Annotated in this window: 19 protein-coding genes; 11 read left to right on the top strand and 8 right to left on the bottom strand. The window is 64.0% G+C overall.

Annotated features, from left to right (window positions below; translation table 11 throughout):
• The first annotated feature begins 99 nt into the window (after positions 1-99).
• The 4 genes from ACFRJ9_RS07860 (at position 100) to ACFRJ9_RS07845 (ending at position 4,623) form a co-directional block, all read left to right on the top strand.
• The gene (locus ACFRJ9_RS07860; RefSeq protein WP_377666166.1) at positions 100-1,014 is read left to right on the top strand and encodes a fumarylacetoacetate hydrolase family protein; all 915 of its coding nucleotides are present in this window, start codon (positions 100-102) and stop codon (positions 1,012-1,014) included.
• On the top strand, positions 1,014-1,772 hold the full coding sequence (locus ACFRJ9_RS07855; protein WP_377666164.1) for an SDR family NAD(P)-dependent oxidoreductase: 759 nt from the start codon (positions 1,014-1,016) through the stop codon (positions 1,770-1,772). Before ACFRJ9_RS07860 ends, ACFRJ9_RS07855 begins: the two co-directional genes overlap by 1 nt.
• A gap of 147 nt (positions 1,773-1,919) precedes the next feature.
• Positions 1,920-3,218 carry an ATP-binding protein gene (locus ACFRJ9_RS07850; protein ID WP_377666162.1) on the top strand — a complete coding sequence of 433 codons (1,299 nt, stop codon included), beginning with the start codon at positions 1,920-1,922 and terminating at the stop codon, positions 3,216-3,218.
• A 160-nt stretch (positions 3,219-3,378) separates the two neighbouring features.
• The gene (locus ACFRJ9_RS07845; RefSeq protein ID WP_377666160.1) at positions 3,379-4,623 is read left to right on the top strand and encodes a low temperature requirement protein A; all 1,245 of its coding nucleotides are present in this window, start codon (positions 3,379-3,381) and stop codon (positions 4,621-4,623) included.
• Positions 4,624-4,644: 21 nt separating this feature from the next.
• Here ACFRJ9_RS07845 and ACFRJ9_RS07840 read toward each other — a convergent pair whose 3' ends face one another.
• Both ACFRJ9_RS07840 and ACFRJ9_RS07835 read right to left on the bottom strand, forming a co-directional pair.
• Positions 4,645-5,451: a hypothetical protein gene (locus tag ACFRJ9_RS07840; RefSeq protein WP_377666158.1), complete on the bottom strand. Its 807-nt coding sequence runs from the start codon at positions 5,449-5,451 to the stop codon at positions 4,645-4,647.
• A complete protein-coding gene (locus ACFRJ9_RS07835) occupies positions 5,448-6,014 on the bottom strand; it encodes an RNA polymerase sigma factor (RefSeq protein ID WP_377666156.1) in 567 nt (188 codons plus the stop codon). The genes ACFRJ9_RS07840 and ACFRJ9_RS07835 overlap by 4 nt, the downstream gene beginning before the upstream one ends.
• Positions 6,015-6,210: 196 nt before the next feature.
• On the opposite strand from ACFRJ9_RS07835, the gene ACFRJ9_RS07830 reads away from it, so the two are divergent.
• Both ACFRJ9_RS07830 and ACFRJ9_RS07825 read left to right on the top strand, forming a co-directional pair.
• Complete coding sequence (locus ACFRJ9_RS07830) at positions 6,211-6,453, top strand: helix-turn-helix transcriptional regulator (protein WP_377666154.1); 243 nt, start codon at positions 6,211-6,213, stop codon at positions 6,451-6,453.
• Positions 6,450-7,655, top strand: a complete 1,206-nt coding sequence (locus ACFRJ9_RS07825; RefSeq protein ID WP_377666152.1) for a type II toxin-antitoxin system HipA family toxin — start codon at positions 6,450-6,452, stop codon at positions 7,653-7,655. Before ACFRJ9_RS07830 ends, ACFRJ9_RS07825 begins: the two co-directional genes overlap by 4 nt.
• Positions 7,656-7,665: 10 nt before the next feature.
• Here the strand turns inward: ACFRJ9_RS07825 and ACFRJ9_RS07820 are convergent, their stop codons facing one another.
• Both ACFRJ9_RS07820 and ACFRJ9_RS07815 read right to left on the bottom strand, forming a co-directional pair.
• Positions 7,666-8,202, bottom strand: coding sequence for a phosphohydrolase (locus tag ACFRJ9_RS07820; protein ID WP_377666150.1), 537 nt, complete (start codon positions 8,200-8,202; stop codon positions 7,666-7,668).
• Between the two features lie 100 nt (positions 8,203-8,302).
• Positions 8,303-9,094: an SDR family NAD(P)-dependent oxidoreductase gene (locus ACFRJ9_RS07815; RefSeq protein WP_377666148.1), complete on the bottom strand. Its 792-nt coding sequence runs from the start codon at positions 9,092-9,094 to the stop codon at positions 8,303-8,305.
• Between the two features lie 104 nt (positions 9,095-9,198).
• Here ACFRJ9_RS07815 and ACFRJ9_RS07810 point away from each other — a divergent pair, with 104 nt between their 5' ends.
• Positions 9,199-9,825, top strand: a complete 627-nt coding sequence (locus tag ACFRJ9_RS07810; RefSeq protein ID WP_377666146.1) for a TetR/AcrR family transcriptional regulator — start codon at positions 9,199-9,201, stop codon at positions 9,823-9,825.
• Here the strand turns inward: ACFRJ9_RS07810 and ACFRJ9_RS07805 are convergent.
• Together ACFRJ9_RS07805 and gluQRS are read right to left on the bottom strand one after the other, a co-directional pair.
• Positions 9,806-10,945 (bottom strand): serine hydrolase domain-containing protein, encoded by a 1,140-nt coding sequence (locus ACFRJ9_RS07805; RefSeq protein ID WP_377666144.1) that lies wholly within the window; start codon positions 10,943-10,945, stop codon positions 9,806-9,808. The genes ACFRJ9_RS07810 and ACFRJ9_RS07805 overlap by 20 nt on opposite strands.
• A gap of 9 nt (positions 10,946-10,954) precedes the next feature.
• The gene (gene gluQRS, locus ACFRJ9_RS07800; protein ID WP_377666142.1) at positions 10,955-11,857 is read right to left on the bottom strand and encodes a tRNA glutamyl-Q(34) synthetase GluQRS; all 903 of its coding nucleotides are present in this window, start codon (positions 11,855-11,857) and stop codon (positions 10,955-10,957) included.
• Positions 11,858-12,205: 348 nt separating this feature from the next.
• On the opposite strand from gluQRS, the gene ACFRJ9_RS07795 reads away from it, so the two are divergent.
• From ACFRJ9_RS07795 to ACFRJ9_RS07785, 3 genes are all read left to right on the top strand, one after another.
• Positions 12,206-12,685 carry an Lrp/AsnC family transcriptional regulator gene (locus ACFRJ9_RS07795; RefSeq protein WP_377666252.1) on the top strand — a complete coding sequence of 160 codons (480 nt, stop codon included), beginning with the start codon at positions 12,206-12,208 and terminating at the stop codon, positions 12,683-12,685.
• 98 nt (positions 12,686-12,783) lie between these two features.
• Positions 12,784-14,259, top strand: a complete 1,476-nt coding sequence (locus ACFRJ9_RS07790) for a WXG100 family type VII secretion target (RefSeq protein ID WP_377666140.1) — start codon at positions 12,784-12,786, stop codon at positions 14,257-14,259.
• A 164-nt stretch (positions 14,260-14,423) separates the two neighbouring features.
• On the top strand, positions 14,424-14,936 hold the full coding sequence (locus ACFRJ9_RS07785; protein ID WP_377666138.1) for a hypothetical protein: 513 nt from the start codon (positions 14,424-14,426) through the stop codon (positions 14,934-14,936).
• Positions 14,937-14,951: 15 nt separating this feature from the next.
• Here ACFRJ9_RS07785 and ACFRJ9_RS07780 read toward each other — a convergent pair whose 3' ends face one another.
• On the bottom strand, positions 14,952-15,407 hold the full coding sequence (locus ACFRJ9_RS07780) for an Lrp/AsnC family transcriptional regulator (protein WP_377666136.1): 456 nt from the start codon (positions 15,405-15,407) through the stop codon (positions 14,952-14,954).
• Between the two features lie 101 nt (positions 15,408-15,508).
• Here ACFRJ9_RS07780 and ACFRJ9_RS07775 point away from each other — a divergent pair, with 101 nt between their 5' ends.
• Positions 15,509-16,150 (top strand): LysE family translocator, encoded by a 642-nt coding sequence (locus ACFRJ9_RS07775; protein ID WP_377666134.1) that lies wholly within the window; start codon positions 15,509-15,511, stop codon positions 16,148-16,150.
• On the opposite strand, the gene ACFRJ9_RS07770 is transcribed toward ACFRJ9_RS07775, so the two are convergent.
• On the bottom strand, positions 16,147-16,614 hold the full coding sequence (locus ACFRJ9_RS07770; RefSeq protein WP_377666132.1) for an SRPBCC family protein: 468 nt from the start codon (positions 16,612-16,614) through the stop codon (positions 16,147-16,149). The two genes, ACFRJ9_RS07775 and ACFRJ9_RS07770, sit on opposite strands and share 4 nt — an antisense overlap.

Here is a 16,614-nt window from a genome sequence, read left to right as displayed (position 1 = left end):
CATCCGATGTCTGCCTTGTCAATGAGTCACATTTCCGTATTATGGAGGGAAACACCACACTAGAGCTCGGATGTTAGTCCCGAACGCACGGAGGAAGCCATGACCTTGAAATTCGCCAGGCTGGGCACGGCCGGAAACGAACAACCGGCAGTCATCGCCCAGGACGCCAGCGGTACCGAGAAGTACTTCAGCCTGACGTCCCTGACCAACGACATCGACGGCGGTTTCCTCGCCTCAGACGGTATCGAACGTACCCGTGAAGCCCTGAACAAACGGGAACTTCCTGAAGTCTCGGCAGAGGGCCTTCGAATCGGCGCACCCGTTGCCCGCCCGGGCGCAGTAGTAGCCATCGGCCTCAACTACACGGCCCACGCCGCCGAATCCGGTGCGACGCCGCCCGAGGTTCCCGTGGTTTTCCTCAAGCCGTCCAACACCATCAGTGGCCCGTTCGACGCCGCCCCCATCCCGCCGTCGTCGGAAAAGTACGACTGGGAAGTGGAGCTGGCAATCGTGATCGGCCGTGAAGCGTCATACCTTTCCACTCTCGAAGAAGCCGCAGACTGCATCGCCGGCTACGCAGTGGCCAACGATCTCTCCGAGCGGGAGTACCAGATCCCCGGCGCAGCAGGACAGTGGACCAAGGGCAAGACCCTCCCGGGATCGACTCCCCTGGGACCGTGGCTGGTACCCGCGTCAGACATTGATCCCGGGAACCTTCGCCTCCGGACCTCCGTCAACGGCGAAGCCCGCCAGGACTCCAACACCTCGGACATGATTTTCGATCCCGCCACGATCGTCCACCACCTCAGCCAGTACATGGTCCTGGAGCCGGGCGACGTCATCATCACGGGTACACCGGAAGGCGTGGCATTGTCCGGCCGCTTCCCGTTCATCCAGCCCGGCGACGTCGTTGAACTGGAAATCGACGGCCTGGGCAGCCAACGGCAGGAGTACTTCCGTGCCCAGGCCGGTGCCGGCACTTCCGCTGCGGCTCCCGCCCACATCAACGCCTGATGGCCTCCACGTCCATGGAATTTGAAGGCCTCACAGCACTTGTCACGGGCGGCGCCTCCGGCATCGGAGCGGCGATCGCGGACCGGCTCGCAGCAGGCGGAGCCCACGTGGCGGTCCTGGACCTCGCCCCGGAAACCAGCCCGCACTTCGGTGTGCAGTGCAACGTGGCCGACGACGCCTCGGTGCGTGCCGCCGTCGACGCCGTCGCCCGGAAGTTTGGCGGCCTCGACATCGTGATCAACAACGCCGGGATCGGAGCCCAGGGAGACATTGCCGCCAACGACGACGACGAATGGCTGCGTGTCCTCAACATCAACGTGGTGGGCATCGCCCGCGTGAGCCGTGCCGCCTTGCCGTACTTGCGCGAGTCGCCGGCCGCCTCGATCGTCAACACGTGCTCCATCGCCGCCACAGCGGGGCTCCCCCAGCGCGCTCTCTACTCGGCGTCAAAGGGTGCGGTGTTGTCGTTGACGCTCGCCATGGCCGCCGACCACGTTCGTGAAGGGATCCGCGTCAACTGCGTGAACCCCGGCACCGTGGACACACCCTGGGTAGGCCGGCTGCTCGATTCCGCCGCGGACCCCAGCGGCGAGCGCGCAGCCCTGAACGCCCGCCAGCCGCACGGCCGCATGGTGGACCCGGCAGAGGTGGCCGGCGCCGTCGCTTATCTCGCCAGCCCGCTGTCAGGCTCGACGTCGGGAACCTCGCTGGCGGTCGACGGCGGCATGCAGGGCCTGCGGTTGCGCCCGGTCCAGTAGGGGCTGACCACGGGACGAACGCGGGCGGCGACTGGCCCGGCGTCGTGCGCTGCGTCGTAACGCAACGGGCCCGCAACGTCCCGGACGGACTGTTCGCCTATGCTCAACTGCAAGGAATCAACGGCGATCCATCAAGGAGACACGGCCATGACTAACTGGCGCATCAGGGACTTCCACTCGTCCGATCTGGACGGCATCCTGCACCTCTGGGAGTCACTCAAAGCCGATGGCGTGGAACCCGTGTACGCGTTGTCCGAGGTCCTGGCGTCGTGCGAAAAGGACCATGCAGTGGTTGCCGTGCAAGGCGACCAGGTGGTGGGCGCCGCCGTCGGACGTGCGGCGCACGACCAAGGCTGGATCGTTTTCCTTGCCACTCTGACCGAGTTCCGGGGCCGCGGCATCGGCACCTCGCTGCTGTCCGCCGTCGAAAACCGCATGGCCCCGCACGGCCTTAACAAGCTGTCCGCGCTCATGCCTGAAACCGAGACCCGTGTTGAAGCGTTCCTGGGCCGTGGCTTCGTGGTGAAGAAGAACCTCCGCTATTTCGAGCGGACCATTCCAGTTCAACGCCAGGAGCTGGAGCCCCTGAGCCTGCTCGGTGGGCGCATCCTGGCCCGGGATCTCTGGGAGAACGTGGCCGGCATGCGCCGCGAAAAGGAACTGCTGGAGCGCCGCCTGGTTCTGCCGCTGGCCGAGGCCGACCTCGCCGACGAATATGGTGTGGTGCCACCGCGCGCCGTGGTGCTTTTCGGTCCGCCAGGTACCGGCAAGACCACCTTCGCCAAGGCCATCGCCTCACGGCTGGAGTGGCCTTTCGTGGAGGTCTTCCCATCGCGGCTTGCCGCCGATCCCAAAGGCCTGGCCGGTGCGCTGCGTGAGACGTTCCTGGAAATTGCCGAGCTGGAGCACGCCGTGGTGTTCATCGACGAGGTAGAGGAGATCGCGTCGCAGCGGGCCGGTGATCCGCCGTCGCCGTTGCAGGGCGTCACCAACGAACTGCTCAAGATCATCCCGGCGTTCCGCGAACAGCCCGGCCGGCTCCTGGTCTGCGCCACCAACTTCATCCGCGCCTTGGACACCGCGTTCCTGCGCCACGGACGGTTCGACTACGTCATCCCCATCGGCCTCCCCGACGTCCACGCCCGCGAGGCCATGTGGCAGCGTTTCATCCCGGCCACAGTGGTGGATGCGGTGGACATCGCCCAACTGGTGGAGCGGACCGAAGGCTTCTCCCCGGCAGACATTGAGTTCGCAGCGCGGAGCGCCTCCCAGCGGGCGCTAGAGAAGGCGGTGTACGACGACGGCGGCTCGGGTCTTGCGCCCAACGGACGCAAGGGGCCGGTCACCCAGGACTACCTCGACGCGATTGCCGATACCCGCACCACGGTAAGCGAGGAGGTCCATCAGGACTTCCTGGAAGACATCGACGTGTTGGGGCGGGTCTAGGGTTCCTTTCGCCCCGCCCTCCCCCTCCCCCGCCGCTCTCCCCCGCCGCTCTCCCCCGCGAGATCGCCGGAACGGTGCCGTGTCGCTGGTCCGGAACGGCGAACTGGACGCATTCCGGCGATCTCAGCATGGAGTCAGTGGCAGCGGTAATCTTTGAGCCATGTCCACGAATCCCCTTCGCCATGCGCTTTCCCGGATGGGCGGCCGCGATCCCCACGAGAAGCACCGCACCGCTACTCCCCTGGAACTGTTCTTTGACCTGACCTTCGTCATAGCCTTCGGGGTTGCCGGCAACCAGTTCGCACATGCAGTGGCCGAGGCACATTTCGGTGCCGGACTCCTGGGCTTCGGCTTCGCCATGTTCGCGGTGATCTGGGCGTGGATTAACTTCACATGGTTTGCCAGCGCCTACGACACCGACGATTGGGTGTTCCGCGTCGTCACCATGGTGCAGATGGTGGGAGTGCTCATCCTGGCCATGGGCATCGAGCCGATGTTCCACTCGATTGTGGAGGGCGACCATGTGAACAACGTGGCCATCCTGATCGGCTACATCATCATGCGCGTGGCCCTGATCTTCCAGTGGCTCCGCGCTGCCCGCCAGGACCCCGAGCGCCGCGAGACGTGCCTGCGCTACGCCAAGTACCTTGCTGTGGTCCAGGTGGGTTGGGTCATTGCCCTGGTGATCGAGACCGATGTCCTCACCACGTTCCTCATGGCAGCTCCCTTGTTCTTCCTGGAAATGGCGACTCCGTATTTTGCCGAACGCAAGATCCGCACACCGTGGCACGCCCATCACATCGCCGAAAGGTACGGGCTGCTGGCCATCATCGCGTTGGGCGAGTGCCTGATCGGGGCCATTGAAACCCTCCGGGCAATCGTGGCCCTCCATGGTTGGACCCTGGATGCCGCACTGGTTGGCCTGAGCGGCACGGGCCTGGCCTTCGCCATGTGGTGGATCTACTTCATCCTGCCCTCTGGCCCGGCCCTCCACTTCCAGCGGCACCGCTCATGGGTGTTCGGCTACGGGCACATCTTCATCTTCGCCGCCATCGCGGCCACAGGCGCCGGGCTGCACATCGCCGCCTACTTCATCGATCACGAAGCCCACATCCCCGCGGCCGCCGCCGTAGCGTCAATCGCCATTCCCATCATCTTGTTCAAGGTTTCGCTCACAACGCTCTACAGCATCATGCTTGGGGCTGACCGGTTGCTTCTGTGGAGCACGGCGCTGGTGGTGCTTGCCCTGGCCGCGAGCATCGCCATGGCCGCGGCAGGAGCATCGGTACCGCTGTGCATGCTGGAAATGATGCTGGTGCTCGGCCTTTCCATCGTTTTCGACGAACGGCGCGGTCACAAGGGCCGGGCAGCAGCACTACGACGCCTGGAAGCCGCTGCGGGCTAGCTGTATTCCCCGGGCCCTCTGTCACAGCGACAACCGGCTGGTTCCAGTGGTGCCGTCCCTGTAGGTCACCACGACCTCAACGCCGTCCGATGATGTGTCCCGCAGTTCGTCTCCCGGCATCCAGAAAGCGAAGCGCCCCTTGGACACGGTGGCAACTACGTCCTGGTGGGTGCCGCTCTTGTAACTGATGCCCGCAACGTCAGAACCGGCTTCGCCTGCCGCCAAGGAGATGTTTCCGGCGCCCATGGTCCCGGTTCCCAAGGCCATGGCGGTGAGTTCGCGGGGGCCCGGCGTGGAGTCGTTGGCCGATGATCCGATTGCGCCAATCATGCTCCGGCCGAACAGGTGGAAGGAATCGTCCGTGATGCACAATGCCGAGAAGCCACCCGTCCCCGAGAGCACCACAGTGGTCCAGGCTCCCCTTCTCTCCGAGATCGCTACCTCGGCGGCGGCAAGGTCTCCGGCGTGCATTCCGCCGCCGGTGTCCCTCTTGGATGACCGGCACTCGGCAGCGGCATCCGCACGTTCCTGCCCGGTCATCCCGGACGGGACTCCAGTCCAGGTGGCAAAGGCTGGGTCGCCTCCTGACAGGGCGGGCAAGACGATCAAACCCGCGGTCACTGCGGCCGCGACTCCACCCAGGAGAGCTACCTTGCGGCCGGTCCGGGGACGCGGGGCAGCGGCTGCCCGCCCGGTGTGGCGGGCGGCCGGGGCATCCGTTGCGAGGATGCGCCGGAGGTCAGCCCGCGCCCTGCCGGCATCCAGCTCGAGGGGGTCCGCAGCGTCCAATGTTCGGAGGGAAGCGTCCAATATGTGGTCTCGAGTCATGGCGTAGTAGTCCTAACCAGGTCTGAAGCGGGGGTGCCAAGGGGCGGAGGTACGTGTTCCAGGAGGAGCCGAAGTGCCCGGCGGGCGCGGCTGAGCCGGAGGCGGAACGCCACCGGTGAGATCCCCAGCACCACTGCAGCCTGGGTCGCGTTCAGGTCTTCGAAGACAGCCAGGCCGAGGGCCTCCTGATGCACGTCGGACAGGAGCCGCCATGCTCTGGCGAGGTCCACGCGACGAGTGATGAGGTCCGCGTCTTCGCCTGGGTCCTGCGCGGCTACTGCCTCCGCGAGGCGCACGCCGAGGGCCAAACGACGCTGTTCCCCCCGATTCGTGTTCAGCAGGATGTTCCGCGTGATCCCGAAGATCCAGGCCCGGGCGTCGTCGAGCTTGCCGGGAGCCTCATCGAAGCGACGCCACACCACAAGGAAGGCGTCGGCCACGATGTCATCGGCGTGGTCCGGATGCGCCCGGCGCTGCACAAATTTATGCAAGTCCGGGTAGACCGCTTCATAGAGCAATCCAAAGCTGTGCCTCCGGTCCGGAGGATGCGAACTGTGCCTCATGCCCTGTACCTGTCTGCCACCTGACCAAGTGTGTCGCAAAGTTGGGAGAACTATACTGAGACGCTCGAATCATCGGCACGTTCGTGCCGATACGGCTGAAGTGGGGCTTGATTCCTCCGCTGAATCGACGGACGATGATCCTATCGGCACGATCGTGCCGGTCGATCGTGCCGATCGTCCAAGGCAGGAGGCTATTGTGCCGAGCGAATCCTTCATGGCTACGCTGAGCGCCGAGGTCCGCGCACGCCGCACGTCCCTCAGCCTTAGCCAGCAGGACCTCTCCGATCTCGCCGGGGTCTCGGAACGCTTCGTCAGGTTCGTCGAAAAAGGCAAGGCGACGGTCCAATTGGAGCCCCTGCTGAAGGTCCTCGCGACCCTCGGCTTGGAACTGACGGTCCGCGCTGCCGGCGGCGCGACTCCCCCCGTGGCGACGAAGTGACCCTCCACCGCATTGCCGACGTTTACAAGCAAGGAGTACTGGCGGCGCGGCTTGAACGCCACCAAGGCGGCACCAAGTTCAGTTACCTTCCCCGCTATCTCGACGCCGGACTCCCTCCGGTTGCCGTCACGCTCCCTGCGGTCGCCCAGCCCGTCTTCACACCTAGCGGAGCCGTGCCACCCTATTTCACAGGCCTTCTTCCCGAGGGCCGGCGCCTCAATTCGCTCCGCCGCAACGTAAAAGCGAGTGCTGACGACGAACTCGCACTCCTCATGGCTGCCGGCGGCGACGCCGTTGGCGATGTCCAGACGGTCCCCCACGGTGAGGCTCCGGCGGAAGGAGGCGCCGCCGTCGTACTTGATCCAAAGCTGCCGCTCGACTTCGATGCCCTCTTGGGCGATCCCGGCCTGATCGATCCTGTCGCTTTGGCGGGTGTGCAGGACAAGTTGTCGGCGGGGATGATCTCACTCCCCGTCGCCCAGGCCGGCAAGCGGTACATCCTCAAACTCAACGCCCCCGAGTTCCCGTGCGTCGTGGAGAACGAATTCCTGATGTTCCGGTACGCGCGGAGGCTGCGGATTCCGGTCAGCACAGTGCAATTGGTGCACGACGTCGGCGGCCGGGCAGGTCTGTTGGTGGAGCGATTCGATCGAATCACCGCGGCCGACGGCTCCGCTCAGCGTCTTGCCGTGGAAGACGGAGCGCAAATCCTTGGCCTGTACCCCGCCGACAAGTACAGCGTTCCGTTCGGCGATGTGTGTGCCGCCTTGACCTCCCAATGCCCGGCGTCCCTTCCGGCGCTCAGGAACCTCGCCATCCAACTGGCATTCGCGTGGTTGAGCGGCAACGGTGACCTGCACGCCAAGAATGTCTCTATCGTGGAAGCCCCCAGTGTCCTGGGTGGGCGTGAGTTCGTGGTTGCACCGGTCTACGACATCCCCTCCACAGTGGTCTACGGCGATAAGACACTGGCATTGGGGATCGGCGGAAAGAAGACCGGCATCTCCCGAAAACACTTCCTGGCGTGGGCCGCGAAGTTGGGATTGACGGATCGGGCGGCCCAGCAAGCCGTGACCGTGGCCCTCAAGGCGAGCGGCCCTCTGATCAACGACCTCGACGCCGGCGCCTCGCCCTTCGGAACAATGCAAACCAAGGACTGGATCAAGGAGCTCAAACACCGGCGCCGCCTCTTGGAGGGCTGACCCGGACCGCTCAGTCAGGGACGATCTGGTCAAGCTCCGGGAGCAAATGCGGGTTGATCCGCTCCAGGATCAATCGAACCTCTTCCGGGGGAACTGCTGCATACAGGACGGGGCGGGCATCGGCGTAGCGGGTGTTGCGGGGCTTGTCCGGCCATTTCTCGGCTAACGCCTGAACGCGCTCCGGCAACGAGTTGTGGGCGTTGTCGGCGATCTTCACCAAGGTGGCGTCATGGTCTTCCGCCACGAAGCGGATACCGGCCTCGTAGTCGTCCGGGTCATCGTGAAAGCGCTTGGTGACGCGTTCGATGATGGCCAATGCACGCTCCGAGACTCCCATGTCCAGCAGCGCCTGCCGGGTGATGGGCGTATCCTCGGCGATGTCGTGAAGGTATCCGGCGATCTGAATATCCTCATCGAAGTCGGCGAGCGCGTCTCCCACTGCCAGGACATGCTCCCGGTAGGGACGCTTCAACTTGTCCTTTTGCCGATTGTGAGCCACCTCGGCCAGGACTTTTGCTGTCTCTACGGTGAAGCGGGGTTCGGTCATGCTGGCCTCCGGATTGGTTAGGCACCGACGGGGATCGGCCCTTCGTTAAGGCTAGTCGGTGTTCAGACCGGACGCCGTTCGGGCTATTACCAGTCCCCTGTTACCAGTCCTGCACGGCCCGCGCGGCGATGGCCACGGTGACGGCCCTGGGCAAGCGCTGCGCGAAGCCTGCGGCCACGCGGTTGACCCAGCCGGAGACGACGCTGCCGGGAGTCCCGTTGCGATCCAGCGCCTTGATGGCCGTCTGGACTACCTGCGCCGAGGTCTGCATCTTGCCCACCGCCGCGGACTCACTGCCGAGGACGTCGAAGAATTCAGTGCGGGTTGCGCCCGGGCACAGCGCGAGGACGCGGAGCCCGGAGTCCTTGGTCTCGTGCGCTACGGCCTCGGTAAAGCTCAGGACGAACGCCTTGGTGGCACCATAGACAGCCATGCCGGGGATGGGCTGGAACGCTGCGGTGCTGGCGACATTCACCAGCCCGCCCTGCCCGGAGGACAGCATTCCTGGCAGGAAGGCCCTGGTAATGTCCACTAACGCGGCTACATTGAGGGATATTTCGGAGGCGATGACGTCCGGATCTTCCTCCACCAAGGGCGCGTGGGTGCCGAATCCTGCGTTGTTGATCAGGGTGTCCACGGTGATTCCGCGGTTGCCCAGCTCTTCCAGGAGCTCGCGCCCAACGCCTGCCCGGCCCAGATCCATGGGCAGGACAGTCACGGTAACTCCGTGTTTGGATCGCAGATCCTGCGCCAGTTCTTCCAACCGGTCCGCACGGCGGGCCACCAGGACGAGGTTTGCCCCGCGGGAGGCAAAGCGCCCGGCGAATTCGGCGCCGAGGCCGGAGCTGGCGCCGGTAATGAGCGCTGTGGTGCCGGAGTAGGTCATCGTCATGGCAAATCCCATCAATTGGAGAACTCGAACTAAAGTAGTCGCTGTCAACATGGTAGGCAGTGCCTACATTGTTGTCAATGCCTACATTGGGCTAAACTGGGGAGATGACCAGCCAGCCCTACCACCACGGCAAACTTCGCGAAGCCCTGCTTGAGCGCGCCATGGAAACCATCGAGGACGCTGGAGTGGCCGGGCTTTCCTTGAGGCAGCTCGCCCGGGACGTCAACGTCAGCCACGGCGCGCCGGCCAAACACTTCCGTGACAAGCAGGCCCTGATCGATGCCCTGGCCTTGGCCGGATTCGAGTCCATGAACCACCAGCTGCTGACGGCCTCGCGCGCGGACACGGGTCTTCGCGCACGCTTCCAGAACGTGGCAAGGGCCTACGTGGACTTTGCCGTGACGCACCCTGCCCTGCTGACGGTCATGTACTCCACCAAACACCACCCCGATTCCAGCGCAGAGCTGCGCAGCACAGGCGAGCAAGGCATCCAGGTGGCCCGCAGCCTCATCACAGAGGCTCAGGACGCAGGAGCGTTGGCCGACGGAGACCCCGGAACACTGGCCATGGTGTGCTTTGTCAGCCTTCACGGGGCGGCACTCCTGGCCGCAGGCAAGCATCTTGACGGGACCTCCGTTGAAGACATGGTGCTCGCCGCCACAGACACCCTATGGGCCGGAATGGCGGCCGGAGTTCCCGCTGCACAGCAAACTACGCAAGCCCTGCGATAACCTCCCGGACTGCGGAACTCAGCTGGAAGTTTCGGCAACCCACTCCGCCGGGCTCGGCCTGCTGCGGCACGTATCCAAACCCGAGGTCATACACAGGGTCCGCGAACCCCAAAGCCGCGCTGGCGCCGTCGTGCCCAAACGCACGGTAGCTGCCGAAAGGCATCCGGCTGTGGGACTTCATGAAAACGGTGGCAAAACAGCCGGTCTCGCCGAAAACCCGATCGATGCCGAAGACCTGTTCAGCAGACACCGCCCGGATGGTTTCCTCCGTCAAAAGCGGAGCGACGGCGGCCTGACCCGCTGCCGAACCGGCGCGTTCGCCAGCCAAACCGGTCAACGCGGCCGCATAGATCCTCGCCATGGCCTCCGCGCTGGCAACTCCGGCGGCCGAGCTCAACCCTGCAGCCCGTACTTCACGGATGTTTGGAAGATCCAGGATGTCGCCCACCGCAGCGTTCGCTGCCAACCCGAAATGGCTGGCCGGGTCCACCCAAGGCCAAGAAGGGTCCGGCGCCCATCGGAACGGAGCGAACCGTGACTCTTCCCCCTCCGGGAGCCCGAGGTAGAAGTGGGCACCGGTCACGGCACGGACGCGCCGCTCGAAAACCTCCTGCAGCGAAGAGCCGGTGATGCGGCGGCACAGCTCTTCCATGAAGATTCCGATAGACAATGCGTGATAACCGAAGGCCGCTCCTGGATTCCAGAGCGGCGGCAGCTTGGCGAGCTTCGCAGCTGCCAGCTCAGAGTTGTTGACTTCCTCGAGCGTCAGGCCGCCTTCTGGCCCCAGTAGCCCGGCTTGATGGGACAAGAGCTGCGCCACGGTGATCGAGGCCTTGCCCTCCACGCCGAACTCCGGCCAGTACTTGACCACCTCTGCGTCGAGGTCCAGTTTTCCCTCCTGGACCAGCAGCGCCATGACCAGCCCGGCCATGCCCTTGGAACAGGAGAACACTCCGGTGACAGAGTCGGGCCGGATGTGCGGTCCACCGCTGAGGTCCAGCACCCTGACCCCACGATGATAGGCGGCCACTTGCGCGGAGTAGTTCGGATCCTCGTCGAGGAAACGGCCGAACAACTCGGCGACGGGTTCGAAACCTGGGGCGATCACCTGTGAATTCATCCAGCCAGCCTACGTGGAGGACTCCAAGCCCCGGGGAGTTTTCCACACCCAGGGCTCCTTCGGGAGCTGCCCTGGGTCGAATTCAGGAACCGCGTCCAACAACGGTCCGGCGGGCAGCCCCAGTGACTCAAGGATCAGCCCGCGGACCTTGTCCGCAGTGATTCCGACGGCGGCAAGATCGCCCAGCGTGACAGCACCGTCTCGCTTCGCCAGCCTCACGTCGTCGTGATTCACCACCAACGGAACGTGCGCGTATTCCGGGACCTGCAGCCCTAGCAGGGTGGCGAGATAGGCCTGCCGCGGGGTGGAGGGAAGGAGGTCGTCGCCGCGTACCACTTGGTCGATTCCCTGGGCGGCATCGTCCACCACGACTGCCAGGTTGTAAGCGGTGACGCCGTCATTTCGACGCAGCACCAGATCGTCCACCACGCCAACATATTTGCCGTGCAACTGGTCCTCAACAGTCCACTCTTTGACGTCCGATCGCAAGCGGATCGACGCCGGACGCGACGCACGCCGGATCTCCCGTTCGGCGTCCGAAAGCCGCCGGCACGTCCCCGGGTAGGCGCCCTGCGGCGCGTGCGGGGCGGTCGGCGCTTCCTGGATCTCACGGCGGGTGCAGAAACACTCGTACGTTCTGCCCTCGGCGGTAAGGCGAGCTATCGCATCGTCGTAGAGCTCCGTACGCTCGGTCTGCCGTACGACGGCGGCGTCCCAACTGACGCCGACGGCCTGCAGGTCACGGAGCTGCTCCGCTTCCGCGCCTGACCGGGCACGGTCCAGGTCCTCGACGCGCAGCAGGAAATCCCGGCCCGACGACTTCGCAAACAGCCAGGCAAGGACGGCGGTGCGCAGGTTGCCGACGTGCAGTTCGCCGGATGGGCTAGGGGCGAAGCGGCCTGCGGAAGTCATGGAACAAGCCTATGCGGACCCTCACTGAAGCCCTGCACCGCAAGAGCCCCTCAGCTACCGCAACGATCCGGTGGCTCAGGGGCTCTTGCTGTGCTGCCCTTACGACGGGCGAGTGCAGAATGACCATGCTGTGAACAAGAGTCAATCAGCGGCTGCTTCCTTGCGGGAAACTTTTGCAGGGCTCCGGGTGGTGTTCCGGGTGCCTGGTGCCTGCGGGGTCCGGCGGTAGCCTCGTCCTGCTTCGTTGTCACTATTTCAGCAGGAGACATACAGTTGGTGCAATGGACATCGAATCAAATGATCGATCTGACCAGTCAAGTCACGTGACTCAGGCAGGAAGTGGTCACTTTGCATGAACTCGACTCAACAGACCGACGGATCCTCGCCGCCCTGGACGAGGATCCTCGCGTACCCATCATGGTGCTGGCGCAGAAACTGCACCTTGCCCGCGGGACGGTTCAGTCACGTTTGGAACGAATGACGGCATCGGGAGCCCTGCGGGCCAACAGCAGCCGCGTGCTGCCCTCGGCGCTGGGGCGCGGCGTGGCCGCGGCAGTCAGTGCCGAGCTCGACCAAAGCCACTTGAACGAAGCCATCGCCGCGCTCCGGGAAATACCGGAAGTGCTCGAATGCCACGCTCCTGCCGGCGACACGGACCTCATCATCAGGGTTGTGGCCAAGAGCCCTGACGACCTCTACCGGGTATCCGAAGAAATCCGGTTGTGCCCGGGGATCGTTCGAACATCCACCAGCATGTTCCTCCGGGAAGTGATCCCGTACCGGACCACGGGCCTCTTGAAGGACCGCGAACCACCTTCTTCCACCTGACCTTCCTTTTCCACATAGGGCAGTTGTGCCCATGGGCCGCCATTGCGTCCCGGCCTAGGATGGGGGCAGATCAATCACACACAACTCCTGGGGGCACGGTGGCGGGCAATTTCTACGGCGCAGACGTCGCGCAGTTGCGGCAGCTGGCCAAGGACATGGGCCGCAACGCGGACCGCATCACAGAGCTGGGGCAACAGTTGTCGGCGTCCATCACCAACAGCCCGTGGCGCGGAGCCGACGGCGACCGCTTCCGTCAGGAGTGGACCAGCTCGCACGTGCGGGCCCTCCAGAGTGCGGCTTCCGGGATCAGGTCCGCCTCGCAAAGCCTCCTGAAGAACGCGCAGGAGCAGGACTCCGCCGGTACGGGCGGAGGCGTTGGAGGGAACGGCGGACCTGGCTCATCCGGAGGGAACGGCCAGGAGCTGACCGATCTCCTGAACGGGATGACGCCCGAAGAGCGGGCAGACTACCTGCGGAGCGAGGAATTCAAGAAGTACGCGCTGGAGCATCCTGAAGAAGCCAAAGCCGCCATGGATGCGGCGGCGGATTCGGGACTCATAGCGAAGAAGTCACCGGAATACTCCCAGTTCCTGAGCGACTACTGGAACCAGCAAGCCATGCGGGAGATGGGCATAGACCCTTCCACCTGGGACACCGGCAAAGGCACCGAGTACAACTGGGAAACCATCAAGAAGGTCTACGACTTCTACGGGCAGGCATTCCTGTCCAACCCGGACCTTCAATGGGCAGGCATGGCCAACATGATCGGCCCGTCCTTTGCCGGCGGGTTCAAAGACATGGCCATGCTGCGTGACCTGGCCCGGCAAATCGCCGACAACCCTGCCTCAGATATCCCGATCCCCGTGCTGGACCAACTGGAGCAACTCGCGGGCATGACCGATGCCGAGATCAAGTTCTATGAGACGTCCATGCTGGACATGAACAAAGAAATCTTCCTGGACCAGGCCCGTCAGCATCAGGCCTACATGAATGGCGGGATCGACGAGATCAACCGCCTTCGGGATTCCGGTGCAATCGACCCCGGCACCGCAGAGGCGTGGGCTCAGATCGATTCGGGAGACCCCGCCCAGGTGAAGGAAGGCAACACCGCCCTGCTGTACCGCGAGCAGAACGAAATCATCGCGGATGACTACACCGACATGCGCAATCACCCTGGCGGCGAAGCCGTGACCTACATGGTGACCCTGGCCGGCGAACCCTCCATCCCCGGAGCGAAAAGCTACCCGGAGGTCTTCCCGTATAAGTTCAGCGTGGAGAGCCCCGGGCCGGAGAATGTTCCCTTCACCAACTGGGATAACCCTGCACAGTTCCGCACAGATTTCACCACCGGATTCCCCGATGGCAACATTGCCGATGCCGAGCAGCGCTGGGCACTCATCAAACAGGACACCCTCCCGGCCTACCAGGATCTCCTGGCCAACGATCCCCAACAGGCCCGGGACATCATCGGCTCGGATTTCAACGATCGTGTTGAGCAATACAGGCCCACCAACAACATTCCGGGGATTATGGACCGGTTCCTCGATGGCTTCGACGCGGAGGTCCACCAATGATCCGGTCCCTGCCACGGCTCGTTGCGCGGACTCTGCGGCTTGTAGCTACCGTGGTTGTCGGGCTGGCGATTCTTGCCACCACGGCCTGCCAGTTGCCGATGCCCGTTCCAACGTCCCAAGCGTCCGCATCGCTTGGAACATCCACATCATCCCAAGGGAGCACCGTGAATACCTCGGAATTTTCCACGCTCGACGCCGCAGGTGTTGACCGGATCCGGACAGACAAACGAGCCCGGCTGGACATGAGCAGCGGGTCCCTTCCCAAGTCAGCCGTGCGCGTCTCCGATGACAGCTACGGCCCCGAGATCAACACACAAGACTCGGGCAAGATCAACCTCACCATCGTGGGTCCCAGCGGGGAGATCACCGCCGAAACGGACCGTATCCGTTTCAAGACCACGGATGCCCGTCCGGATTTCACCGAGGTCACTTACTTCCTTACGGCGGATTCCCTCGAGGAGCTTTCCGCGCTCGTCCGGGACGGCGTGAGCAAGTACGGCATCGACGCCGAAGACGCCGAGCGCTGGATCGCATCAGCTACCAAAGACCCGGCCTCCAAGAGCGACTACTCCCTGACGTCGGGCAGCAGTACCGGGCTTGCAGTGAATTACGACCTCCGGTTCGATGGAACCAAGGATTCGCAGGTCATCATCGTCCACGTGAGCCCGGCCAGCTGACCACTCCGGCAGCGGTTAGACCGGCGGCCCGGTGTTGGACTTGAGGTTCTTCATCACCAAGGTTGACGTAAGTCGTTCCACAGCAGGAAGGGCTGCGAGCTCGTCGTCATAGAAGCGCTGGTATGCCGGCAGATCCGCCGCGATGACCTTCAGCAAGTAGTCCGGCGAGCCAAAAAGCCGCTGGGCTTCCACGATATTGGGACTCGCAGTTACGCGCTCCTCAAACTCCGCCATGATGGTGCGGTCCACCTGCCGCAGGGTGACGAAAACAATCGCTTCGAAACCCAGTCCCACGGCCGCGGGATCAATATCCGCCCGGTACCCGCGAATGACCCCGGACGACTCCAAATCCCGCAGGCGACGATGGCACGGCGCCACAGTCAAACCCACCTTTGAGGCGAGCGCTGTGGCAGTCATTCGACCATCGTCTTTGAGGTGGCGCAAAATACTTCTGTCGATTCCGTCTATCACGCAATTATCTTACCAAAAACCCGGATTGGAGGGCTAAATAAGGGAACACTTATGGGCGAATTTTCCCTAGAGTTTTCCTACCACCAAACCCTGGAGAGCTCGTGAATCCGCAACTGTTCCTCGCCTTTATCCTCGTGGCAGCCACCTTGGCCTGCACCCCCGGCGTCGACTGGGCCTACTCCATCTCCGCGGGCCTCCGCCAACGGAGCTTCATCCCGGCAGTCGCCGGCCTCTGCAGCGGCTACGTGCTCCACACCCTCCTCATGGCGGCAGGACTGGCGGCCCTCCTGGCCGGAGTGCCGGGACTCCTTGGCTGGCTGACCATCGCCGGAGCCGCCTACCTGTTGTGGCTTGGCGTCTCCACCATCCGCTCATGGCGAGGCGCGAGTTTCAGCGCGGAAGGCGGCGTCGTGCAGTCCGGAAACCAGGTCCGCACATTCTTCCAAGGCATGGGCACCAGCGGAATCAACCCCAAAGGCTTGCTGTTCTTCGTGGCACTGGTTCCGCAATTCGTGAGTCCTGAGGCAGCACTGCCCGTCCCGGTGCAGTCGGGCCTGCTGGGGCTGACTTTCGTGATCCTCGCCGGCATGGTCTACACGGGTGTCGCCATGACCTCACGGAAGCTGTTGGCTTCACGGCCGGGCGCTGCACGGGTGGTGACCCTGACCAGCGGAATCATCATGATCGGGCTGGGGGCAGTACTGCTGACGGAGCAACTCCTTCCCCTCATGCTGCATGCCTAGGCGGCAAGGGCCTCGTCCAAGCGCTCGTAACCTTCGATCACGCCGTAGTTCATTCCGGTAGACAGTGCCATGTCGCGCGCTTCCACCGAGGGATAGACCTCGTGGACCACAATCTTGGTCCGGCCGTCTTTTTCCTCGAACGTCGTGGTGCTGATGCCCACTTGGTCCGGGGCGCCGTCGAATTCGAACGTCATGATGATGAGGGCATCGGCTTCGACCGTGTGGAACACGCCCCGGAATCCGAACGTGGCTCCGTTGTCGCCGCTCTCGTAGCGCCAGCGGCCTCCGGCGGTTGCGTTGTACTCGACGACGTTCAGGACAGTGCTGCGCGGGCCGAGCCACTTTGCCAGGAGGTCCGGATCCACGTGCGCCTTGAAGACCGCGCTCACCGGGGCGTCGAATTCCCGTACAGTGTCGACGAACGGGACGCCGTCGTCGGCCGTGATTGCTGTTGGATTGCTCAT

Origin of the sequence: Paenarthrobacter sp. NPDC056912 (genome assembly GCF_042786555.1) — a bacterium.
Lineage (GTDB): Bacteria > Actinomycetota > Actinomycetes > Actinomycetales > Micrococcaceae > Arthrobacter.
The sequence above is the reverse complement of the archived record's forward strand: the minus strand, read 5'-3'. Positions and strand labels throughout refer to the sequence as shown.